A 17,694-nucleotide genomic window follows, 5' to 3' on the forward strand; every position below is an offset into this window, starting at 1 on the left:
GCCGCATCGGCATGACTGTCACATGGCATCTCTATAATCCAGCAAACTGACTGCCCAATACAACTGCCGCATGGACCATCTTCTGGCCGCCGTCGACCTCGGCTCCAACAGCTTTCGACTTTCTATCGGCCGCGTCGTCCAGCAGGATGGCACCGCCCAGATCTACCAGATCGACCGCCTCAAGGAGACCGTGCGCCTGGCCGCCGGCCTGGACCAGGACAAGAACCTGGGCGAGGACGCGCTGGCGCGCGCCCTGGCGGTGCTCGAGCGCTTCGGCGAGCGGCTGCGCAGTTTCCATCCCAGCCGGGTGCGCGCGGTCGCCACCAACACGTTCCGGGTCGCCCGCAACACGCGCGATTTCCTGCCCCGCGCCGAACGGGCGCTGGGCTTTCCCATCGAAGTCATCGCCGGGCGCGAAGAAGCGCGGCTGATTTTCTCCGGCGTGGCGCACAGCCTGCCGCCCTCGCTGAACCGCCGCCTGGTGATCGACATCGGCGGCGGCTCCACCGAAGTCATCATCGGCAAGGGCGTCGAGCCCAACCTGATGTCCTCGCTGTACATGGGCTGCGTCAGCTTCAGCCGCCAGTTCTTCGGCGACGGCGTGGTCGACAGCCACCAGATGAAGCAGGCCGAGCTGGCGGCGCGGCGCGAAATCGAAGTGATCGCCAAGCAATACCGCAAGACCGGCTGGAAGGAAGCCTATGGCTCGTCGGGCACCGCCAAGGCGCTGTACGCCATCCTGACCGAATGCGGCTTCTCCACCCGCGGCATCACGCGCGCCGGGCTGGCCAAGCTGAAAGACCGCATCATCCGTTCGGGCCGCGTCATCCCGGCCGAACTGCCCGGCATCAAGCTGGAGCGCGCCGACGTGCTGCCCGGCGGCCTGGCCATCATGAGCGCCCTGTTCGACGAGCTGAACATCGATGTCATGCATACCGGCGACGGCGCGTTGCGGCTGGGCGTGCTGTACGACCTGCTGGGCCGCGACGACGAGCACGACAAGCGGCACGAATCCGTGCAGCAATTCATGAAGCGCTACCACGTCGACGCCAACCAGGCGCGGCGCGTGCGCCAGGCGGCGCTGGCGCTGTTCGACGTCCTGCTGCCCGACGGCGACGGCCACGAGCGCGCCGAGCTGCGGCTGGCGCTGGGCTGGGCGGCCGACCTGCACGAGGTCGGCCTGTCCATCGCCCACAACGCCTATCACAAGCACACGGCCTACGTGCTCGAGCACGCCGACATGCCGGGCTTCTCCAACGACGAACAGGAATTGCTGGCGCTGCTGGCCCTGGGCCATCACGGCAAGCTGAGCAAGCTGGAATCCCTGGTGGCCAACCGCAGCCAGTGGATCGCCATCCTGTGCCTGCGCCTGGCCGCGCTGCTGTTCCGCCGCCGCGAGGACATAACCCCGCTGCCGCTGGCCGTCTCCATCAAGGGCACATCCATCGTGGTGCGCGCCCAGCAGGCCTGGCTCAACCGCCACCCCCTGAGCGACTTCACCCTGCGCGCCGAAGACGGCGAATGGAGCAAGGTCGGTTTCTCGTTCGAATTGCTGGAAACCTGAAACCCGATCCTCGGGAGCCTGTCCCCGAAGGGGGACTGGCTCCCGCTGACTTCTGAGCCTGTCCCGAAGGGGGACTGGCCCGTGCGTGTGCCTGTCCCCGCTGGGACAGGCACACCGCCGTACGCCATCGACGCTTGACGGCCACCGCGGGGACAGGCACCCCGCCATACGCCAGAGGACAGGCACCCGTCAGCTCAGTCCAAGGTCAGGTCGGTCTGCCGTTCCAGCTGCTTCAGTTCCAGGCGGATCTGGCGGGTCACCCGCCGCACCAGCCTGATGCGCAGACGACGCAGCGTGCGACGCATGTCAGCGCCTGGCTTCCCGGTCCAGGCCGAAGTGGCGGCGATAGCGCTCGTCCATGCCGGCCATGCTCAGCAGCACCGGGAAGTCCGCCGCGTTGAAGTCCGGATCCCAGGCCGGCTCGCCGCATACCTTGGCGCCCAGCTTGAGATAGCCCTTGATCAGCGGCGGCACGCGCGCCGGCAGGGTGCTGTTCAGGCGCTCGATCGGATAGCGGTGCAGGGGCCGCACGCGCGGCAGCGCCGGATCATCGAGGTGGCGGGCGACATTGCGCCAGACTTCGGCGGCGGTCACGCCGTCGTCGCGCAGGCTGACGCTGGCGCAACCCAGCACATACTCGTAGCCGCCGCGGCGCAGGTATTCGGCCAGGCCGGACCACAGCAGCATGATGACCGCGCCGTTGCGGTAATCGGCGTGCGTACACGAGCGGCCCACTTCCACCAGCTGCTCGCGCAGGGCGCCCAGCCCGGACAGGTCGAACTCGGATTCCGAGTAGTAGCCGCCCGCCTCGCGCGCCTTTTCCGGCGTCAGGATGCGGTAGGTACCCACCACCCGCCCGGTGTCCAGTTCGCGCACCATCAGGTGTTCGCACCACTGGTCGAAGCGGTCCTGCTCCACGCCGTCCTGTGCCTGGGGAAACACGGCGCCCATATCCTCGGTGAAGACGTCGTAGCGCAGACGCTGGATCTGCTCGACCTCCTCCGCGGTGCGCGCCAGGCCGACCGCGAGGGTGCGCGGCGCGGCGCCAGGCCAAGCAGTGGCGGCAGTGGAACCCGTATCGATGCGTACTAGTTCGAGCATTGCGCGAAACTCCTAAATGTCCTGCCAGTGTGGCCGCGCGTCATGTCAGTAATCTGACCGATATGTTACGTGACTATGAAGTTTACGCCGCCCCACCGAGGGCGATACGACCCCGCTTGACCATTTGATACAAACAGAGTCATGGCCTTGCATGCCTGCGTCGCCCGCGCAACAAAAAGGCCCGCCATCAGGCGGGCCTTCGGGCAGGTCCGGGCCTTGCTCAGGCGCCCAGGCTGTCGGCCAGCTTCTGGGCGCTGGCCTGCGCCAGCGCTTCGTCCTCGGCCTCGACCATCAGGCGCAGCTTGGGCTCGGTGCCCGAGGCGCGGATCAGCACCCGGCCCCGGCCGGCCAGCTCGGCCTCGACGGCGCCGCGCGCGCGCGCCAGGCCGTCGTGGGTTTTCCAGTCCAGGCCGGGGGCCAGCGGCACGTTGATCATCTTCTGCGGATACATGCGCAGGTCAGCCACCCATTCAGCCAGTGTGGCGTCGGCGCGACGCAGCGCCGTCAGCACCTGCAGCGCGGCGATCGTGCCGTCGCCCGTGGTATGGCAATCCAGGCACAGCAGGTGGCCCGAGCTTTCGCCGCCGTACAGCCAGCCGCGCGCCTGCATCTGCTCCAGCACGTAGCGGTCGCCGACGTTGGCCCGCTCGAAGCCCACGCCGATCTGCTGCAACTGGCGCTCCAGGCCGTAGTTGGTCATCAGGGTGCCGACCACCCCGGCCACCGGACCGCGCTGCATGCGCTCGCGCACGATGGCGTAGAGCAGTTCGTCGCCGTTGTAGATGCGGCCGGTGCCGTCGACCATCTGCAGGCGGTCGGCGTCGCCGTCCAGCGCGATGCCCAGGTCGGCGCCGCGCGCGCGCACTTCCTCGGCCAGCGATTCCGGATGCAGCGCGCCCACGCCCTTGTTGATGTTGAAGCCGTCGGGCGAGACGCCGATGGCATGCACCTCGGCGCCCAGTTCGCGGAACACATGCGGAGCGACGTTGTAGGCGGCGCCGTGGGCGGCGTCGACCACCAGCTTCAGCCCGTTGAGATCCAGGTCGTGCGGGAAGGTGCTCTTGCAGAATTCGATGTAGCGGCCCTGGGCGTCGGCCATGCGGCGCGCGCGGCCCAGTTCTTCCGAGCCGACGCAGCCCAGCGGCTCGTCCAGCGCCTGCTCGATGGCGGCCTCGATGTCGTCGGGCAGCTTCATGCCATGAGCGGAGAAGAACTTGATGCCGTTGTCCTGGTACGGATTGTGCGAGGCGCTGATCACGATACCGGCGGCCAGGCGCAGCGTGCGCGTCAGGTAGGCCACGGCCGGCGTCGGGACGGGCCCGGCCAGCAGCACGTCGATGCCGGCGGCCGACAGGCCGGCTTCCAGGGCGGATTCCAGCATGTAGCCGGAAATGCGGGTGTCCTTGCCGATCACGACCTGGGGCCGGTTGCGGCCGCGGCCGCTGGCGTGCTCGCGATGCTCGCGCGCCAGCACCCGGCCGGCGGCATAGCCCAGGCGCAGCGCGAAGGCGGCGTTGATCACCGGGCCGCCGACTTCGCCGCGCACGCCGTCGGTACCAAAATATTTGCGTTGACTCATGTAGGGACTGCTCCTTGTTCGGCCGCCTGCCACACTTTTAGCGCATCCACGGTCGCGGCGACATCGTGCACACGCACGATGGCGGCGCCGCGCGCCACGCATGCCAGCGCGGCGGCAACGCTGCCGGCCAGGCGGTCGCCCACCGGCTTGCCGGTGGCCGCGCCTATCATGGATTTGCGCGAGACGCCCACCAGCAGGGGGTAGCTGGAGACGCGCAAGCTGGCCAGGCGGCGCAGCAACTGATAATTCTGATCCATGGTCTTGCCGAACCCGAAGCCCGGGTCCAGCACGATGCGCCGGGGGTCGACCCACGCGGCGCGCAGCCGCTGGGCGCGCGCGCCCAGGAAGACCCCGATTTCGCCCATCAGGTCGGCGTACTCGGGCGCCTCCTGCATGGTGCGCGGCTCGCCCTTCATGTGCATGACGCACAGGCCGCAGCGCGAGCGCGCCACCGCGTCGATGGCGCCGGGCTGCCGGAAACCGTAGATGTCGTTGATCATGTCGGCGCCGGCGTCGAGCACGGCGCGCATGACCTCGGGCTTGAAGGTGTCGATCGACAACGGCACGCCGCAGTCGCGCAGCCCTTCGATCAGCGGCAGGATGCGCGCCAGCTCTTCGGCCGCGCTGACCGGCTGCGCGCCCGGCCGCGTCGATTCGCCGCCCAGGTCCAGGATATGGGCCCCTTCGTCGATCAATTGGCGCGCATGGGCGATCGCGCTGTCGGTATCGGCGTGCTCGCCGCCATCGGAAAACGAGTCGGGCGTGACGTTGACGATGCCCATGACAAGCGGGCGCTCGAGATCGAACTCAAAGCGCCCGCACTGGAAGTTATTTGCCATGAAACCTTAGCAGCAGGCTCAGACCGCGGCCGCCGTATTGCCGCCGGCAGCCAGCCCGGTGGGCGGGGTGTCGGACGTATCGGACGGACCTTGCGGCGTCTTGGGCGGACGCGGCGGACGGTCGTTGACGATGTCGTCGATCTGGTCGGCGTCGATGGTTTCCCATTCGAGCAGCGCCGAGGTCATCACTTCGACCCGGGCACGGTTGTCTTCCAGGATCTTGCGCGCCACGCCGTACTGCTCGTCGATGATGCGGCGGATCTCGCTGTCGACCTTCTGCATGGTCGCTTCCGAGACATGCGTGGTCTTGGTGACGCTGCGGCCCAGGAAGACCTCGCCTTCGTTCTCGGCATACACCATGGGGCCCAGCTCGTCGGTCATGCCGTAGCGGGTGACGATGTCGCGGGCGATGGCCGTGGCGCGCTCGAAGTCGTTCGAAGCGCCGGTGGTCATCTGGTTCATGAAGATTTCTTCGGCGATGCGCCCGCCGAACAGCACCGCGATGGTGTTGAGCAGGCGCTCCTTGTCCATGCTGTAGCGGTCGGTTTCGGGCAACTGCATCGTCACGCCCAGCGCACGGCCGCGCGGGATGATGGTGACCTTGTGGACCGGGTCGGTCTTGGGCAGCATGCGCGCCACGATGGCGTGGCCGGACTCGTGGTAGGCCGTATTCTTGCGCTCTTCCTCGGGCATGACGATGGAGCGGCGCTCGGCGCCCATGATGATCTTGTCCTTGGCCTTCTCGAAGTCGGACATGTCCACCGTGCGGCCGTTGCGGCGCGCGGCGAACAGGGCCGCCTCGTTGACCAGGTTGGCCAGGTCGGCGCCCGAAAAGCCCGGCGTGCCGCGCGCCAGGATGGTGGCGTCGACGTTGGGCGACAGCGGCACCTTGCGCATGTGCACCTTGAGGATCTGCTCGCGGCCGCGGATGTCGGGCAGCGGCACCACCACCTGGCGGTCGAAGCGGCCCGGACGCAGCAGCGCCGGATCGAGCACGTCGGGACGGTTGGTCGCGGCGATGACGATCACGCCCTGGCCCGACTCGAAGCCGTCCATCTCGACCAGCATCTGGTTCAGGGTCTGTTCGCGCTCGTCGTTGCCGCCGCCCAGGCCGGCGCCACGCTGGCGGCCGACCGCGTCGATTTCATCGATGAAGATGATGCACGGGGCGTGCTTCTTGGCGTTCTCGAACATGTCGCGCACGCGGGCCGCGCCCACGCCGACGAACATTTCCACGAAATCGGAGCCCGAGATGCTGAAGAACGGCACCTTGGCCTCGCCGGCGATGGCCTTGGCCAGCAGCGTCTTGCCGGTGCCGGGCGAGCCGACCATCAGCACGCCGCGCGGGATGCGGCCGCCCAGCTTCTGGAACTTGCTGGGGTCGCGCAGGAAATCGACCAGCTCCTGGACGTCTTCCTTGGCTTCGTCGCAGCCGGCGACGTCGGCGAAGGTCACCTGATTGGTGTTCTCGTCGAGCATGCGCGCGCGCGACTTGCCGAAGCTGAACGCGCCGCCGCGCCCGCCGCCCTGCATCTGGCGCATGAAGAAGATCCATACGCCGATCAGCAGCAGCATCGGGAACCACGACACGAAGATGCTCATCAGCAGCGACGGCTCTTCGCGGGCCTTGCCCGAAACCTGCACGCCGTACTTGAGCAGGTCCGACACCATCCACAGGTCGCCCGGCGACGTCAGCGAATAGGGACGGCCGGCGTCCGGCGTGACATACAGCACGTCGCCCTGCACGTCGACCTTGCGGATGCGGCCCGCCTTGGCGTCGTCCATGAATTGGGTGTAGCTGACGCCGTCCTGGGTTTGTGCACGTCCGTCGAACTGCTTAAACACCGTGAACAGCACCAGCGCGATCACCATCCAGACCGCGACTTTAGAAAACGAATTGTTCAAGGTCGATCTCCTGCTCTCGATTCCGACCGGTGGCTGCGTCCCCGCGCTCAAGGCGCAGCCAACAAATTTGTCAATGAGTCATTCTACCCTGTCGGGGCAGATCGCGTTTGCGGCCCCGCAAGGAGGCCTCGTTTCGTTTGGTTTGGGAATTTTCCCGATTCTGTCTGATGGCAAGGGCTGCGCCGTGGGATGAAGGGTGGATGGCCAGCCAACCGTTACAAGTTGGCCGTGGATGGGTTACTTCAGATCGCGGGCGACCAGAAAGGTTTCGGAGGATTTGTCCCGGGACGCCTTGGGCTTGCGTTCGACCACGCGCTTGAAGCGCTGCTTGTACGACTGCACGATCTGGGAAAACCCGCTGCCGTGGAAAGCCTTGACGATCAACGCCCCGTTGGGCTTGAGGTGGGCGCAGGCGAATTCGAGCGCAAGCTCGCAGACATGCTGGATGCGGGCCGAGTCCGCCACGCCTACCCCCGACAAGTTGGGGGCCATGTCGGAAATCACAAGGTCCACCGGCTGCCCCTCCACCATCCGGGCGAGCTGCTCCAGGACCGCCTCTTCGCGGAAATCGCCCTGGATGAACTCCACCCCGGCCACCGGCTCCATGGGCAGCAGGTCCAGCGCGATGATGCGCCCGTCGACCGCCCCGCCCGGCCCGGCCAGGCGCTCGCGCGCCACCTGCGACCAGCTGCCCGGCGCCGAGCCCAGGTCGACCACGATGTCGCCGCGGCGCATCAGCTTTTCGGCGTCCAGGATCTCGAGCAGCTTGAAGGCGGCGCGGGCCCGGTAGCCCTTCTGTTGCGCCAGTTTCACATAGGGGTCGTTGATGTGCTGGTGAATCCAGTCTTTGGAGAATTTATTCTTGGCCATTACCGTACAATTCCAAGCATGCCTATATTAGAACTTACCTCTCGCGAACGCAGCGACTTGCGCTCCGCCGCCCACCCATTGCGCCCTGTCGTCCTGATCGGCGACAACGGCCTGACCGACGCCGTCCTGAAGGAAATCGACCTGGCCCTGACCGCCCACGAGCTGATCAAGGTGCGGGCCGGCGGCGACGATCGCGAGGCGCGCGAAGCCATGCTGGCCACGATCTGCGACACGCTGTCGTGCGCCGCGGTGCATCACCTGGGCAAGACGTTGATCCTGTTCCGGCCCGACCTGCGCGCGGCCGCGGCCAAGGCCGCCGCCGACACGCCCGCCAAGCGCCGCCCTTCCGAGCCTCATACGCCCAAGAAGATGGCCGCCGAAGGCAAGCGCCTGACCAAGACGCGCCCGGCGCGCAAGGCCGCCGAAGCGGCTGCGCCCGCCGCTGGCGCACGCCCCGGCCGCGACGACCTGAACCAGGCCGGCCGTCCGGCGCGTCCGTCCACGCGCAAGGCATCGCCGGGCCACGCCATTCCGCGCCGCAGCGGCAGCGCGCTGAGCCTGCGCGCCGGAGCGCGTGGCGGCCTGGCCGGCCGCAAGCCCGCACGGGCAAACAAGCGATAGTACTTGATCTGGCCGGCCCGGACGGGCCCGCCGGTTTCAGGCTGGCCGCCTAGGCGGCGCGGCCCGGCGTTGCGGCGCCCGACGGCACGTTCCGTGCGTCGCGGCGCGACAACGATGCAGACGCCCGGCGCACGGCCCGGCGTTCAGGAATTCGGATGAATACCGCGCCCCCCAAGCCGTTGACGGCCGAGAAGGGGAATACGCTGGCCACGACCGGAGCCCGGGATATCGCATCCGGGACGCCTGCAGCGCGACGGCTGCGGCTGTGCCACCCCGCCTGGCCGCAAGCGGCTGGCTGATGGTGGAAACGGCGTCGGTCATTGGCCATGAGTATGCAGGGGGGCGGAATCGGCGTCAGAGATAACGCACACCGATGACTTCGTACTCGCGCACGCCAGCCGGCACCTTCACTTCGACCACATCGCCCTCGGATTTGCCGATCAGGGCGCGGGCCACCGGGCTGGAGACCGAAATCAGGTTGGACTTGATGTCGGCTTCGACGTCGCCCACGATCTGGTAGGTCAGGCGGTCGCCCGAGTCGAGGTCTTCGATTTCCACGGTCGCGCCGAACACGGCACGGCCTTCGGCGTCGAGCGCCGTCGGATCGATGAGGTGCGCGTTCGAAAGCGTACCCTCGAGTTCGGAGATCCGGCCTTCGATGAAGCCCTGGCGTTCGCGGGCGGCGTCGTACTCGGCATTTTCCGACAAATCACCCTGCGCACGCGCCTCCGCAATGGCGCTGATCACCGCAGGACGCTCAACGGTCTTAAGCCGATGCAGTTCTTGCTGCAAGCGCTCGGCCCCGCGCACGGTCAAAGGAATGGCAGACATGTCGTTTCCCAAACAAAAGTAGAAAACGCCCCCGACGGAGCGTTTCGGTGAAGGTCTCGGCTTGGTGTATGGCCTCGCCATGAAGCAGGCGGGCCGCTGCGGAAGACAGGCGAACAAAAGACGAGACAAGGTCGAACCCGACCGAGGCTCCCCTTTGCTGTCTCCTCTTTGATCGGCCTGCCGCATCCGGCGGCCAAGCGTCGACCAAAACAAAACCCCGGCTCGGGTCGGAACCGGGGCAATCAGGTGACATTGTCGGCAAAGTCCACCGGAATTGCAAGCCTGTAAGCCAGGCGTAGGTTTCGGCGCATGTTGGCGGCGGAAAAGCCACAAAACCTGCGTGTTGGCCGCCGATCGCAGCGCGGGCCCGGCGTTGCCGCGCATTCCTTCATGTGCCGGAGGCCCCGGGCAATCGAAAGCACCCGTCGAAAACGCACCAACTTAGGGCAAATCCGGGTATGAATATTCGTATATATAACTACAAATAACAAATTAATACCGAATACCGATCATTTAAGTCGAATTCCACATCAACAACGGATTCCACGTCACGGCCTGACACTTCCCGCGCGGGTACGCCGCGCACGTCGTCGACGCTTATTGCGCAAGACCCTACCCAGGAGATGCCCATGCTTGAAAGGATCAAGGTCCGCACCGCGATGGTGGCGGTATTCGCCTGCTTCCTGGCGGTGCTGATGCTGTCGGGCGCCCTGACGTGGCGCAACGCGGGCAGGAGCGCCGCCGAGATCGAGGGGCTGAACCAGGTCGCCGTCAACCAGGTCGACCCGCTGTTCGAGGCCAGCGGCGCGGCGCTGCGCGCCCGCGTCGCCCTGCTGGAGGCCCTGGCCAACCTGCAGGCCAATCACCTGGACCCGGTGGCGACCCTGCACCAGCAGGCCGGCGCGGCGCAGCGCCAGGCGGCCACGCAATTCCAGCGCTACGTGGACGTGCCCAAGGAGCCGGCCGCGGCCGAGCTGGCCGCGACCCTGCAGACGCGCTGGCGCGCCTACCAGTCGGTGCTGGACGAGCTGGCCGCCGCCGTCGACGCCGGCCAGGCCGAGCCCGCCCTGGCCGCCATGAATCGCGCGCAGCAGGCCGAACATGCATTCCAGCGCGACATGGAAGCCTTTCTGGCCAGGGTACAGGCGCACAGCGACGAAGTGCGCAGCGGCGCCGAAGACACCCATGTCGTGGCCCGCTGGAGCGCCATCGCGCTGGCCGCGCTGGGCGTGCTGCTGACCCTGGCCGGCTGGCTGTTCGTGCGCCGCGCGGTGCTGCGCCCCTTGCTGGAGGCCGGCCATCACTTCGACCGCATCGCCGACGGCGACCTCACCGCGCGCATCGAGGTGCGCTCGGCCAATGAAATCGGCGCGCTGTTCGCGGCGCTCAAGCGCATGCAGGAAGGCCTGACGCGCACCATCGCCGTCATGCGGCGCGGCGTCGACGAAATCAACGTCGGCGCGGCCGAGATCTCGGCCGGCAACGCCAACCTGTCCAGCCGCACGGAGGAACAGGCCGCCGCCCTGGAAGAGACCGCGGCCACCATGGAGGAACTGGCCACCACGGTCAAGCAGAACGCCGACAATGCCGCGCAGGCCAATCAGCTGGCCGCCGTCAGCATGCAGGTGGCGCAGCGCGGCGGCGAGTCGGTCGCGCAGGTGGTGCAGACCATGCACGGCATCTCCGCGAGCTCGCGCCAGATCGCCGACATCGTCACCGTGATCGACGGCATCGCCTTCCAGACCAATATCCTGGCGCTGAATGCCGCGGTCGAGGCGGCGCGCGCCGGCGAACAGGGCAAGGGCTTCGCGGTGGTGGCGGGCGAGGTGCGCAGCCTGGCCCAGCGCGCCGCGCAGGCGGCCAAGGAGATCAAGGCCCTGATCGAGAGTTCGGTGGCGACGGTGCGCGCCGGCTCGCAACAGGTCGCCAGCGCCGGCGGCACCATGGACGAGGTGGTGGCCTCGGTACAGCGCGTGGCCGACATCATGGGGGAAATCTCGGCCGCCTCGGCCCAGCAGGCCAGCGGCATCGACCAGGTCAGCCTGGCGATTTCGCAAATGGACGAAACCACCCAGCAGAATGCCGCGCTGGTCGAACAGGCCGCGGCGGCGGCCACGGCCATGGAAGAACAGGCCCGCCACCTGGCGGCCGCGGCGGCGGTCTTCAGGACGCAGGGCGGCGCCATCATCGACGTCGCCGCCGCGCCGCTGGCCGGGCCGGCGGGCGACCATGCCGCCCTGCCGCCGGCCGCGGCCCGCTGAGCGCGGCCCCGGTGCCGGGTTGGCGCGCCGTCAGCGGCGGCGCGCCAGGCCCAGCAGGGCGTACAGGATGATGGCGCCGAACGTGGCGGTGCCGATGCCGTTCATCGAGAAATCGCCCAGCTTGACGCTGAAGTCGCCCGCCCCCAGCACCAGGGTCACGGCGGCCACGATCAGATTGCGGTTGTCGCTGAAATCGACCTGGTTGACCACCCAGATGCGCGCGCCGGCGATGGCGATCAGGCCGAACACCACGACCGACATGCCCCCCAGCACGGGGCCGGGGATGGTCTGGATCAGCGCGCCGAACTTGGGCGAGAACCCCAGCACCAGCGCGATCACGGCCGCCACCACGAACACCAGCGTGGAATAGATGCGCGTCACGGCCATCACGCCGATATTCTCGGCGTAGGTGGTCACCCCGGTGCCGCCGACGGCGCCGGAAACCATGGTCGCCACGCCGTCGCCCACGAAGGCGCGGCCCACGTAGCGGTCCAGGTCCTGTCCGGTCATGGCGGCGACCGCCTTCACGTGGCCCAGGTTCTCGGCCACCAGGATGATGGCCACCGGCACGATCAGGCCCATGGCCTGCGGCTCGAACACCGGCGCGGCGAAGCTGGGCAGGCCGAACCACGGCGCGGCGGCCACCTTGGCGAAGTCCATGGGCGCGCCCAGCCCCAGGCCGTTGGCGCAGACCGCGTAGATGACGCAGGCCAGCACCAGGCCGACCAGGATCAGCAGCCGCTGCACCATGCCGCGCGTGTAGACGGCGATGCCGCCCACGCACAGGATGGTCATCAACGCCATGCTGGCCTCGAAGCCAGACGAACCCATGGCGCCCTTGGCGGCGATCGGGGCCAGGTTCAGGCCGATCACCGCCACCACCGCGCCCGTGACGACCGGCGGCATCATGGCCTCGATCCAGCGCGCCCCGTTGCCGCGCGCGCTGGCCGCCCATACGACCAGGCCGATCAGCGCGTACACCAGGCCGCAGGCGATGATCGCGCCGAGCGCCACGCCGATATTGGCGTTGGCGCCGGGCGCCACATAGCCGGTGACCGCCACCACCCCGCCGATGAAGGCGAAGCTGGAGCCCAGGTAGCTGGGCACCCGGCCGCCGACGAACAGGAAGAAGATCAGCGTGCCGATGCCGGACATGAGGATCGCCACATTGGGGTCGAAACCCATCAGCAGCGGCGCCAGCACGGTGGAACCGAACATGGCGACCACGTGCTGGGCCCCCATGGCGATGTTCTTGGGCCAGGACAGGCGTTCGTCGGGCGCGATGACCGCGCCCGGCACGGTGTCGTCGGCCAGCCGCCAGCGCGGGAAATAGGTATTGGACATAGGTATGCGTGGAAGTTGAAGGGATGGGCGGCGCAAGTGTAAGGGGGGTCGGAAGCGCGCAGCAATATGTTTAAGTTCGTCCGCGCGCCTGCCGTATTAAGGACTAACCCTAATCCACGCGGGCGCCGCCACCATGACCGTCAGTTCCGTTTCATCGCGCATCTCCGCCGGCGCGTTCGACCAGTACGCCAGGCAGTTGCGCGACCGGGCCGCCGCCAGCGGCGCGAAGGACGAGGCCGGCAGCCCCGCGGCCGAGGCCTTGCAGGCTCTGCAGCGCCAGCTGGCGGCCATCATGCGCCAGATGCGCCAGGTGCGCGAAAGCAACGCCACCGCCGAGCAGCAGGCCCGGCAGCTGCAGGACCTGAACCGCCAGGCCTTCGCCATCCAGGGGCAGATCCAGAAGCTGCTGGAAGAGCAATTGCGCCTGGCGCAGCGGCTGGCGGCGCGCTGAAGCCGGCCGCGCCGTTGATGGCGCGCATCAAAATTTCTGATTGGACTCGGGGGAACACGGGCATTAAGGTCTTGCCACAACTCAAAAAAGGAGGAGACCCATGCAAGCGTTGCGCCCAGTCCTCGCAGCGGCCATCATGGCTGCCTGCGCGCCGGCCCTGGCCGGCACGGTAACGGTCATCACGTCTTTCCCCAAGGACCTGACCCAGGCCTACAAGGCGGCCTTCGAGAAGGCCCATCCGGACATCAAGCTGGAGATCCTCAACAAGAACACCGTGTCGGGCATCGCCTTCGTGCGCGAAACCCCGGCCGGCCAGCGTCCGGAAGTCTTCTGGGCCAGCGCCCCCGACGCCTTCGAGGTGCTGGGCCGCGACAAGCTGCTGGCCAAGGCGCCGGACGTGGCCAACCCGGCCGTGCCCGACAAGATCGGCAGCTACCCGATCAACGACCCCTCGGGCATGTATATGGGCCAGGCGCTGGCCGGCTACGGCATCATCTACAACACGCGCTACATCAAGGCCAACAAGCTGCCCGCGCCGGTCGAATGGAAGGACCTGCTGGCGCCGCACTGGTTCGGCCACGTCGGCATCACCGCGCCGTCGCGCTCGGGCACCATGCACCTGACGGTGGAAACGATCCTGCAAGGCGAAGGCTGGAATGACGGCTGGGGCACCCTGCTGCGCATGTCGGGCAACGCCAGCGCGGTCACCGAGCGTTCCTTCGGCGTGCCCGACGGCGTGAACAACGGCCAGTTCGGCGCCGGTCCGGTGATCGATTTCTTCGGCCTGTCGAGCAAGTACTCCAAGTTCCCGGTCGATTTCGTCTATCCGTCCGAGACCGCCATCGTGCCGGCCAACATCGCGCTCATCGAAGGCGCGAAGAACACCGAGGAAGGCAAGAAGTTCATCGCCTTCACGCTCAGCCAGGCCGGCCAGGAACTGCTGCTCGAACCGAAGATCTCGCGCCTGCCGGTGCTGCCGTACGCGGCGCTGGCCGGCAAGATCCCGCCGGGCTATCCCGACCCGGCCGAGATCGCCAAGCGCAGCAAGGTGCACTTCGACGCCGACCTGTCGCAGGCGCGCTACTACGTGGTCCAGAGCCTGTTCGACCAGACCATCACCTTCCGGCTCAAGGAGCTGCAGGCCGCCACCAAGGCCATCTACGACGCCGAAGCCAAGCTGGGCGAACGCGCCGGGCAAGGCAAGGCGGCCGAGCTGCTGGCGCAGGCGCGCCAGCTGGCCTGGACGCCGCTGGTCGACGCCCAGCGCGCCGCCGACCCGGCGTTCCTCAAGCTGTTCGCCGGCAACAAGAAGGACGCCGCGGTCAACCAGCAGATCACGCAGCTCGAAGGCGAGTGGAACGGCAAGGCCCGCGCCAACTACGAGCAAGCGCAAAAGCTGGCGCGCGAGGCGGCCGCGCTCTAGGCGCCGCCGCCACCCCGCGGGGCGCGCCGCGCGCGCCCCGCATCCTGGCCCTCGTCCGTTCACATCCGGGATCTTCATGACCTCTACGGGTACTTTCCGCCTGCCCGCGGGGCCGGCGCTGGCCGCCTTGCTGGTGCTCGCCTTCCTGGCGCTGTTCCTGGTGTTTCCGGTGGGCACGGTGTTCTACACCGCCTTCGTCAACGCCGACGGCAGTTTCACGCTGGGCCACTTCGGCGCCTTCTTCAACCAGCCGCTGATGAAGGAAGCCTTCTTCAACAGCCTGTACGTGGCCGGCTGGTCGTCGCTGCTGGCCTCGCTGATCGCGGTGCCGCTGGCCTACTTCACGGTGCGCTTCGAGTTCCGCGGCGCGCTGCTGATCCAGACCCTGGGCGTGCTGCCGCTGATCATGCCGCCGTTCGTGGGCGCGGTGGCCATGCAGCTGATCTTCGGCCGCTCGGGCAGCGTCAACCTGCTGCTGGACGACTGGCTCGGCATCACCCTGCCCTTCATGGACGGATTGAACGGCGTCATCTTCGTCGAATCGCTGCATTACTTCCCGTTCATCCTGATGAACCTGGTGGTCGCGCTGCGCAACATCGACGGATCGATGGAGGAAGCCGCCTTCAATCTGGGGTCGCGCGGGTTCCGGCTGTTCTGCCGCATCATCTTTCCGCTGGCGCTGCCCGGCTACCTGGCCGGCACCTCGCTGGTGTTCGTCAAGGTGTTCGACGACCTGGGCACGCCGCTGGTGCTGGGCACCACCAACATGCTGGCGCCGCAGGCCTATCTGCGCATCACCCAGGTCGGGCTGGAAGATCCCCTGGGCTACGTGATCAGCGTGATCATGATCGGCTTTTCCATCCTGGCGCTGTGGCTGTCGGCCCGCGTGCTCAAGGGCAAGGACTACTCGACCCTGCAAAAGGGCGGCAACGCCATCCACAAGCGCCGCCTGCGCCCGGTCGAGTCGGTGCTGGCCTATGCCTGGATCGGCGCGGTGCTGCTGCTGGTGCTCTCGCCCCACCTGGGCGTGCTGCTGCTGTCGCTGGCCAGTGTCTGGAGCTATGCGCCGCTGCCCGACGGCTACACGCTCGCCCACTACACCGCGGTCTTCACCGAGTCGCAGGGCATGATCGCCAATACGCTGCTGTACTGCGGCCTGGCCGCCGGCGTCGACGTCGTGCTGGGCACCGCCATCGCCTACCTGATGCTGCGCACCCGCCTGCCGGCGCGCCAGTGGCTCGACTTCATCGCCTCGGCGGCGCTGGCGATTCCGGGCATCGTGCTGGCCATCGGCTACCTGCGCACTTTCCGGGGGGTGGAAATCCCCGGCACCGGCGTGCTGCTCACCTCGTCCTGGGTGCTGATCATGATCGCCTATTCGGTGCGGCGCCTGCCCTATGCGCTGCGCTCGTGCGTGGCGGCCCTGCAGCAGATCAACGTGTCGCTCGAAGAGGCGGCCGAGTCGCTGGGCGCCAGCCGGCTGCGCACCATCCGCCGCATCGTCGTGCCGTTGATGGCCGGCGGCATGCTGGCCGGCTTCGTCACCAGCTTCATCACCGCCGCGGTCGAGCTGTCGGCCACCATCATGCTGGTCACGCGCGACAGCCAGGCGCCCATGAGCTACGGCATCTACCTGTACATGCAAAGCGCGGCCGGGCGCGGCCCGGGCGCGGCGCTGGGCGTGCTGGCCGTGGTCGCGGTCGGCATCGGCACCTATGTATCTCACTTGCTGGTCGAGCGCGCCTCGGCGCGCCAGCGGCCGGCGCGCAGCGGGGAATCCTCATGAAGAAAGTCAGCGTCGAATGCCGCAACATCCGGCTTTCCTATGGCAGGAACGAAGTCCTCAAGGACATCAGCATCCATATCGAGCCCGGCGAATTCTTCGCCCTGCTCGGCCCGTCGGGATCGGGCAAATCCACCCTGCTGCGCCTGATCGCCGGCTTCAACCGGCAAAGCCATGGGCAGCTGCTGGTCGACGGCCGCGACATCGGCGCCACGCCGCCCTGGGACCGCAATATCGGCATGGTGTTCCAGAACTATGCGCTGTGGCCGCACATGACGGTGTGGGACAACGTTGCCTTCGGCCTGGTCGAGCGGCGCCTGCCGCGCGCCGAGATCCGCGACAAGGTCGCCGCCGCGCTCGAACTCGTGGGCCTGGCCGACTTCGGGCGGCGCCGTCCCAACCAACTGTCCGGCGGCCAGCAGCAGCGCGTGGCGCTGGCGCGCACCATTGTCATCGAGCCGCAGGTGCTGCTGCTGGACGAACCCCTGTCCAACCTGGACAAGAAGCTGCGGGTGCAGATGCGCCAGGACCTGCTGTCGCTGCAGCGGCGGCTGGGCATCACCACCATCTTCGTCACCCACGACCAGGAAGAGGCCATGACCACGGCCGACCGCATGGCGGTGCTGGACCATGGCGTGGTGCAGCAGATCGGCGCGCCCAGCACGCTGTTCGACTATCCGGTCAACCGCTTCGTGGCCAACTTCGTCGGCACCATGAACGTGCTGGAAGGCGAGGTGCGCGAGCGCTCGCGCGGCGGCGTGGTGCTGGCCGTCGACGGCGTGGGCGAGCTGCACCTGCCGGTCAATGGCGACGCGCCGCAGGCCGGGCGCCTCGCGGCCAGTTTCCGGCCCCACACTGTGCTGATCGAAATGGCCGACGGCACGGGCGACGCGCGCTATGTGTGGCTGCCCGGCGTGGTCGAAAGCAGCGAGTTCCTGGGCGAGTTCACCCGCTACCAGGTGCAGGTCGGCGAACAGCGGCTGACGGCGGACCAGCACCATCTGGCCGGCCTGTCGCCGTTTCCCGTCGGCGCGCCCGTGGCCGTGGGCCTGGAGCCCACCCAGATCAGGCTGCTGGCGGCATGAACGCCCCCTGCTCGCGCCGGGGCCCCGGCTCGCCGTA

General features: G+C 67.9%; 14 protein-coding genes. 7 read left to right on the forward strand and 7 right to left on the reverse strand.

Annotation, left to right across the window (positions count from 1 at the left end):
* Positions 1 to 70: 70 nt before the first annotated feature.
* On the forward strand, positions 71 to 1,564 hold the full coding sequence (gene ppx / locus EL288_RS16815; protein WP_003809631.1) for an exopolyphosphatase: 1,494 nt from the start codon (positions 71 to 73) through the stop codon (positions 1,562 to 1,564).
* A 306-nt stretch (positions 1,565 to 1,870) separates the two neighbouring features.
* On the opposite strand, the gene EL288_RS16820 is transcribed toward ppx, so the two are convergent.
* From EL288_RS16820 to EL288_RS16840, 5 genes are all read right to left on the reverse strand, one after another.
* A complete protein-coding gene (locus EL288_RS16820; RefSeq protein ID WP_003809629.1) occupies positions 1,871 to 2,665 on the reverse strand; it encodes a GNAT family N-acetyltransferase in 795 nt (264 codons plus the stop codon).
* Positions 2,666 to 2,885: 220 nt separating this feature from the next.
* On the reverse strand, positions 2,886 to 4,244 hold the full coding sequence (glmM, locus tag EL288_RS16825) for a phosphoglucosamine mutase (protein ID WP_003809628.1): 1,359 nt from the start codon (positions 4,242 to 4,244) through the stop codon (positions 2,886 to 2,888).
* Positions 4,241 to 5,083, reverse strand: coding sequence for a dihydropteroate synthase (folP, locus tag EL288_RS16830; protein ID WP_003809626.1), 843 nt, complete (start codon positions 5,081 to 5,083; stop codon positions 4,241 to 4,243). The genes glmM and folP overlap by 4 nt, the downstream gene beginning before the upstream one ends.
* Before the next feature lie 18 nt (positions 5,084 to 5,101).
* The gene (gene ftsH, locus EL288_RS16835; protein WP_003809623.1) at positions 5,102 to 6,988 is read right to left on the reverse strand and encodes an ATP-dependent zinc metalloprotease FtsH; all 1,887 of its coding nucleotides are present in this window, start codon (positions 6,986 to 6,988) and stop codon (positions 5,102 to 5,104) included.
* 237 nt (positions 6,989 to 7,225) lie between these two features.
* On the reverse strand, positions 7,226 to 7,858 hold the full coding sequence (locus EL288_RS16840) for an RlmE family RNA methyltransferase (protein ID WP_003809621.1): 633 nt from the start codon (positions 7,856 to 7,858) through the stop codon (positions 7,226 to 7,228).
* A gap of 18 nt (positions 7,859 to 7,876) precedes the next feature.
* Between EL288_RS16840 and EL288_RS16845 the strand changes: the two genes are divergently transcribed.
* On the forward strand, positions 7,877 to 8,479 hold the full coding sequence (locus EL288_RS16845) for a YhbY family RNA-binding protein (RefSeq protein ID WP_003809618.1): 603 nt from the start codon (positions 7,877 to 7,879) through the stop codon (positions 8,477 to 8,479).
* Between the two features lie 354 nt (positions 8,480 to 8,833).
* Here the strand turns inward: EL288_RS16845 and greA are convergent, their stop codons facing one another.
* Positions 8,834 to 9,310: a transcription elongation factor GreA gene (gene greA / locus EL288_RS16850; protein ID WP_003809615.1), complete on the reverse strand. Its 477-nt coding sequence runs from the start codon at positions 9,308 to 9,310 to the stop codon at positions 8,834 to 8,836.
* Positions 9,311 to 9,933: 623 nt separating this feature from the next.
* Here greA and EL288_RS16855 point away from each other — a divergent pair.
* On the forward strand, positions 9,934 to 11,571 hold the full coding sequence (locus EL288_RS16855) for a methyl-accepting chemotaxis protein (protein WP_033473049.1): 1,638 nt from the start codon (positions 9,934 to 9,936) through the stop codon (positions 11,569 to 11,571).
* 30 nt (positions 11,572 to 11,601) lie between these two features.
* Here the strand turns inward: EL288_RS16855 and EL288_RS16860 are convergent, their stop codons facing one another.
* A complete protein-coding gene (locus EL288_RS16860; protein ID WP_003809610.1) occupies positions 11,602 to 12,915 on the reverse strand; it encodes a solute carrier family 23 protein in 1,314 nt (437 codons plus the stop codon).
* Positions 12,916 to 13,048: 133 nt separating this feature from the next.
* Here EL288_RS16860 and EL288_RS16865 point away from each other — a divergent pair, with 133 nt between their 5' ends.
* The 4 genes from EL288_RS16865 (at position 13,049) to EL288_RS16880 (ending at position 17,657) form a co-directional block, all read left to right on the forward strand.
* Positions 13,049 to 13,366 carry a hypothetical protein gene (locus tag EL288_RS16865; protein ID WP_004568205.1) on the forward strand — a complete coding sequence of 106 codons (318 nt, stop codon included), beginning with the start codon at positions 13,049 to 13,051 and terminating at the stop codon, positions 13,364 to 13,366.
* Positions 13,367 to 13,466: 100 nt separating this feature from the next.
* Positions 13,467 to 14,789, forward strand: coding sequence for an ABC transporter substrate-binding protein (locus tag EL288_RS16870; RefSeq protein WP_003809603.1), 1,323 nt, complete (start codon positions 13,467 to 13,469; stop codon positions 14,787 to 14,789).
* 76 nt (positions 14,790 to 14,865) lie between these two features.
* A complete protein-coding gene (locus tag EL288_RS16875) occupies positions 14,866 to 16,575 on the forward strand; it encodes an ABC transporter permease (RefSeq protein WP_003819869.1) in 1,710 nt (569 codons plus the stop codon).
* Positions 16,572 to 17,657 carry an ABC transporter ATP-binding protein gene (locus tag EL288_RS16880; protein ID WP_003809599.1) on the forward strand — a complete coding sequence of 362 codons (1,086 nt, stop codon included), beginning with the start codon at positions 16,572 to 16,574 and terminating at the stop codon, positions 17,655 to 17,657. Before EL288_RS16875 ends, EL288_RS16880 begins: the two co-directional genes overlap by 4 nt.
* The last annotated feature ends 37 nt before the right edge of the window (positions 17,658 to 17,694 follow it).

Source organism: Bordetella bronchiseptica (assembly GCF_900636925.1).
Taxonomy (GTDB): domain Bacteria; phylum Pseudomonadota; class Gammaproteobacteria; order Burkholderiales; family Burkholderiaceae_B; genus Bordetella; species Bordetella pertussis.

Bases quoted from the DNA above. Each gene is read 5' to 3' on its own strand.
- EL288_RS16865 (WP_004568205.1), top strand. From the start codon at position 13,049: ATGACCGTCAGTTCCGTTTCATCGCGCATCTCCGCCGGCGCGTTCGAC.
- EL288_RS16840 (WP_003809621.1), bottom strand. From the start codon at position 7,858: ATGGCCAAGAATAAATTCTCCAAAGACTGGATTCACCAGCACATCAAC.
- EL288_RS16870 (WP_003809603.1), top strand. From the start codon at position 13,467: ATGCAAGCGTTGCGCCCAGTCCTCGCAGCGGCCATCATGGCTGCCTGC.
- EL288_RS16845 (WP_003809618.1), top strand. From the start codon at position 7,877: ATGCCTATATTAGAACTTACCTCTCGCGAACGCAGCGACTTGCGCTCC.
- EL288_RS16860 (WP_003809610.1), bottom strand. From the start codon at position 12,915: ATGTCCAATACCTATTTCCCGCGCTGGCGGCTGGCCGACGACACCGTG.
- glmM (WP_003809628.1), bottom strand. From the start codon at position 4,244: ATGAGTCAACGCAAATATTTTGGTACCGACGGCGTGCGCGGCGAAGTC.
- EL288_RS16880 (WP_003809599.1), top strand. From the start codon at position 16,572: ATGAAGAAAGTCAGCGTCGAATGCCGCAACATCCGGCTTTCCTATGGC.
- ppx (WP_003809631.1), top strand. From the start codon at position 71: ATGGACCATCTTCTGGCCGCCGTCGACCTCGGCTCCAACAGCTTTCGA.
- EL288_RS16875 (WP_003819869.1), top strand. From the start codon at position 14,866: ATGACCTCTACGGGTACTTTCCGCCTGCCCGCGGGGCCGGCGCTGGCC.
- greA (WP_003809615.1), bottom strand. From the start codon at position 9,310: ATGTCTGCCATTCCTTTGACCGTGCGCGGGGCCGAGCGCTTGCAGCAA.
- EL288_RS16855 (WP_033473049.1), top strand. From the start codon at position 9,934: ATGCCCATGCTTGAAAGGATCAAGGTCCGCACCGCGATGGTGGCGGTA.
- folP (WP_003809626.1), bottom strand. From the start codon at position 5,083: ATGGCAAATAACTTCCAGTGCGGGCGCTTTGAGTTCGATCTCGAGCGC.
- EL288_RS16820 (WP_003809629.1), bottom strand. From the start codon at position 2,665: ATGCTCGAACTAGTACGCATCGATACGGGTTCCACTGCCGCCACTGCT.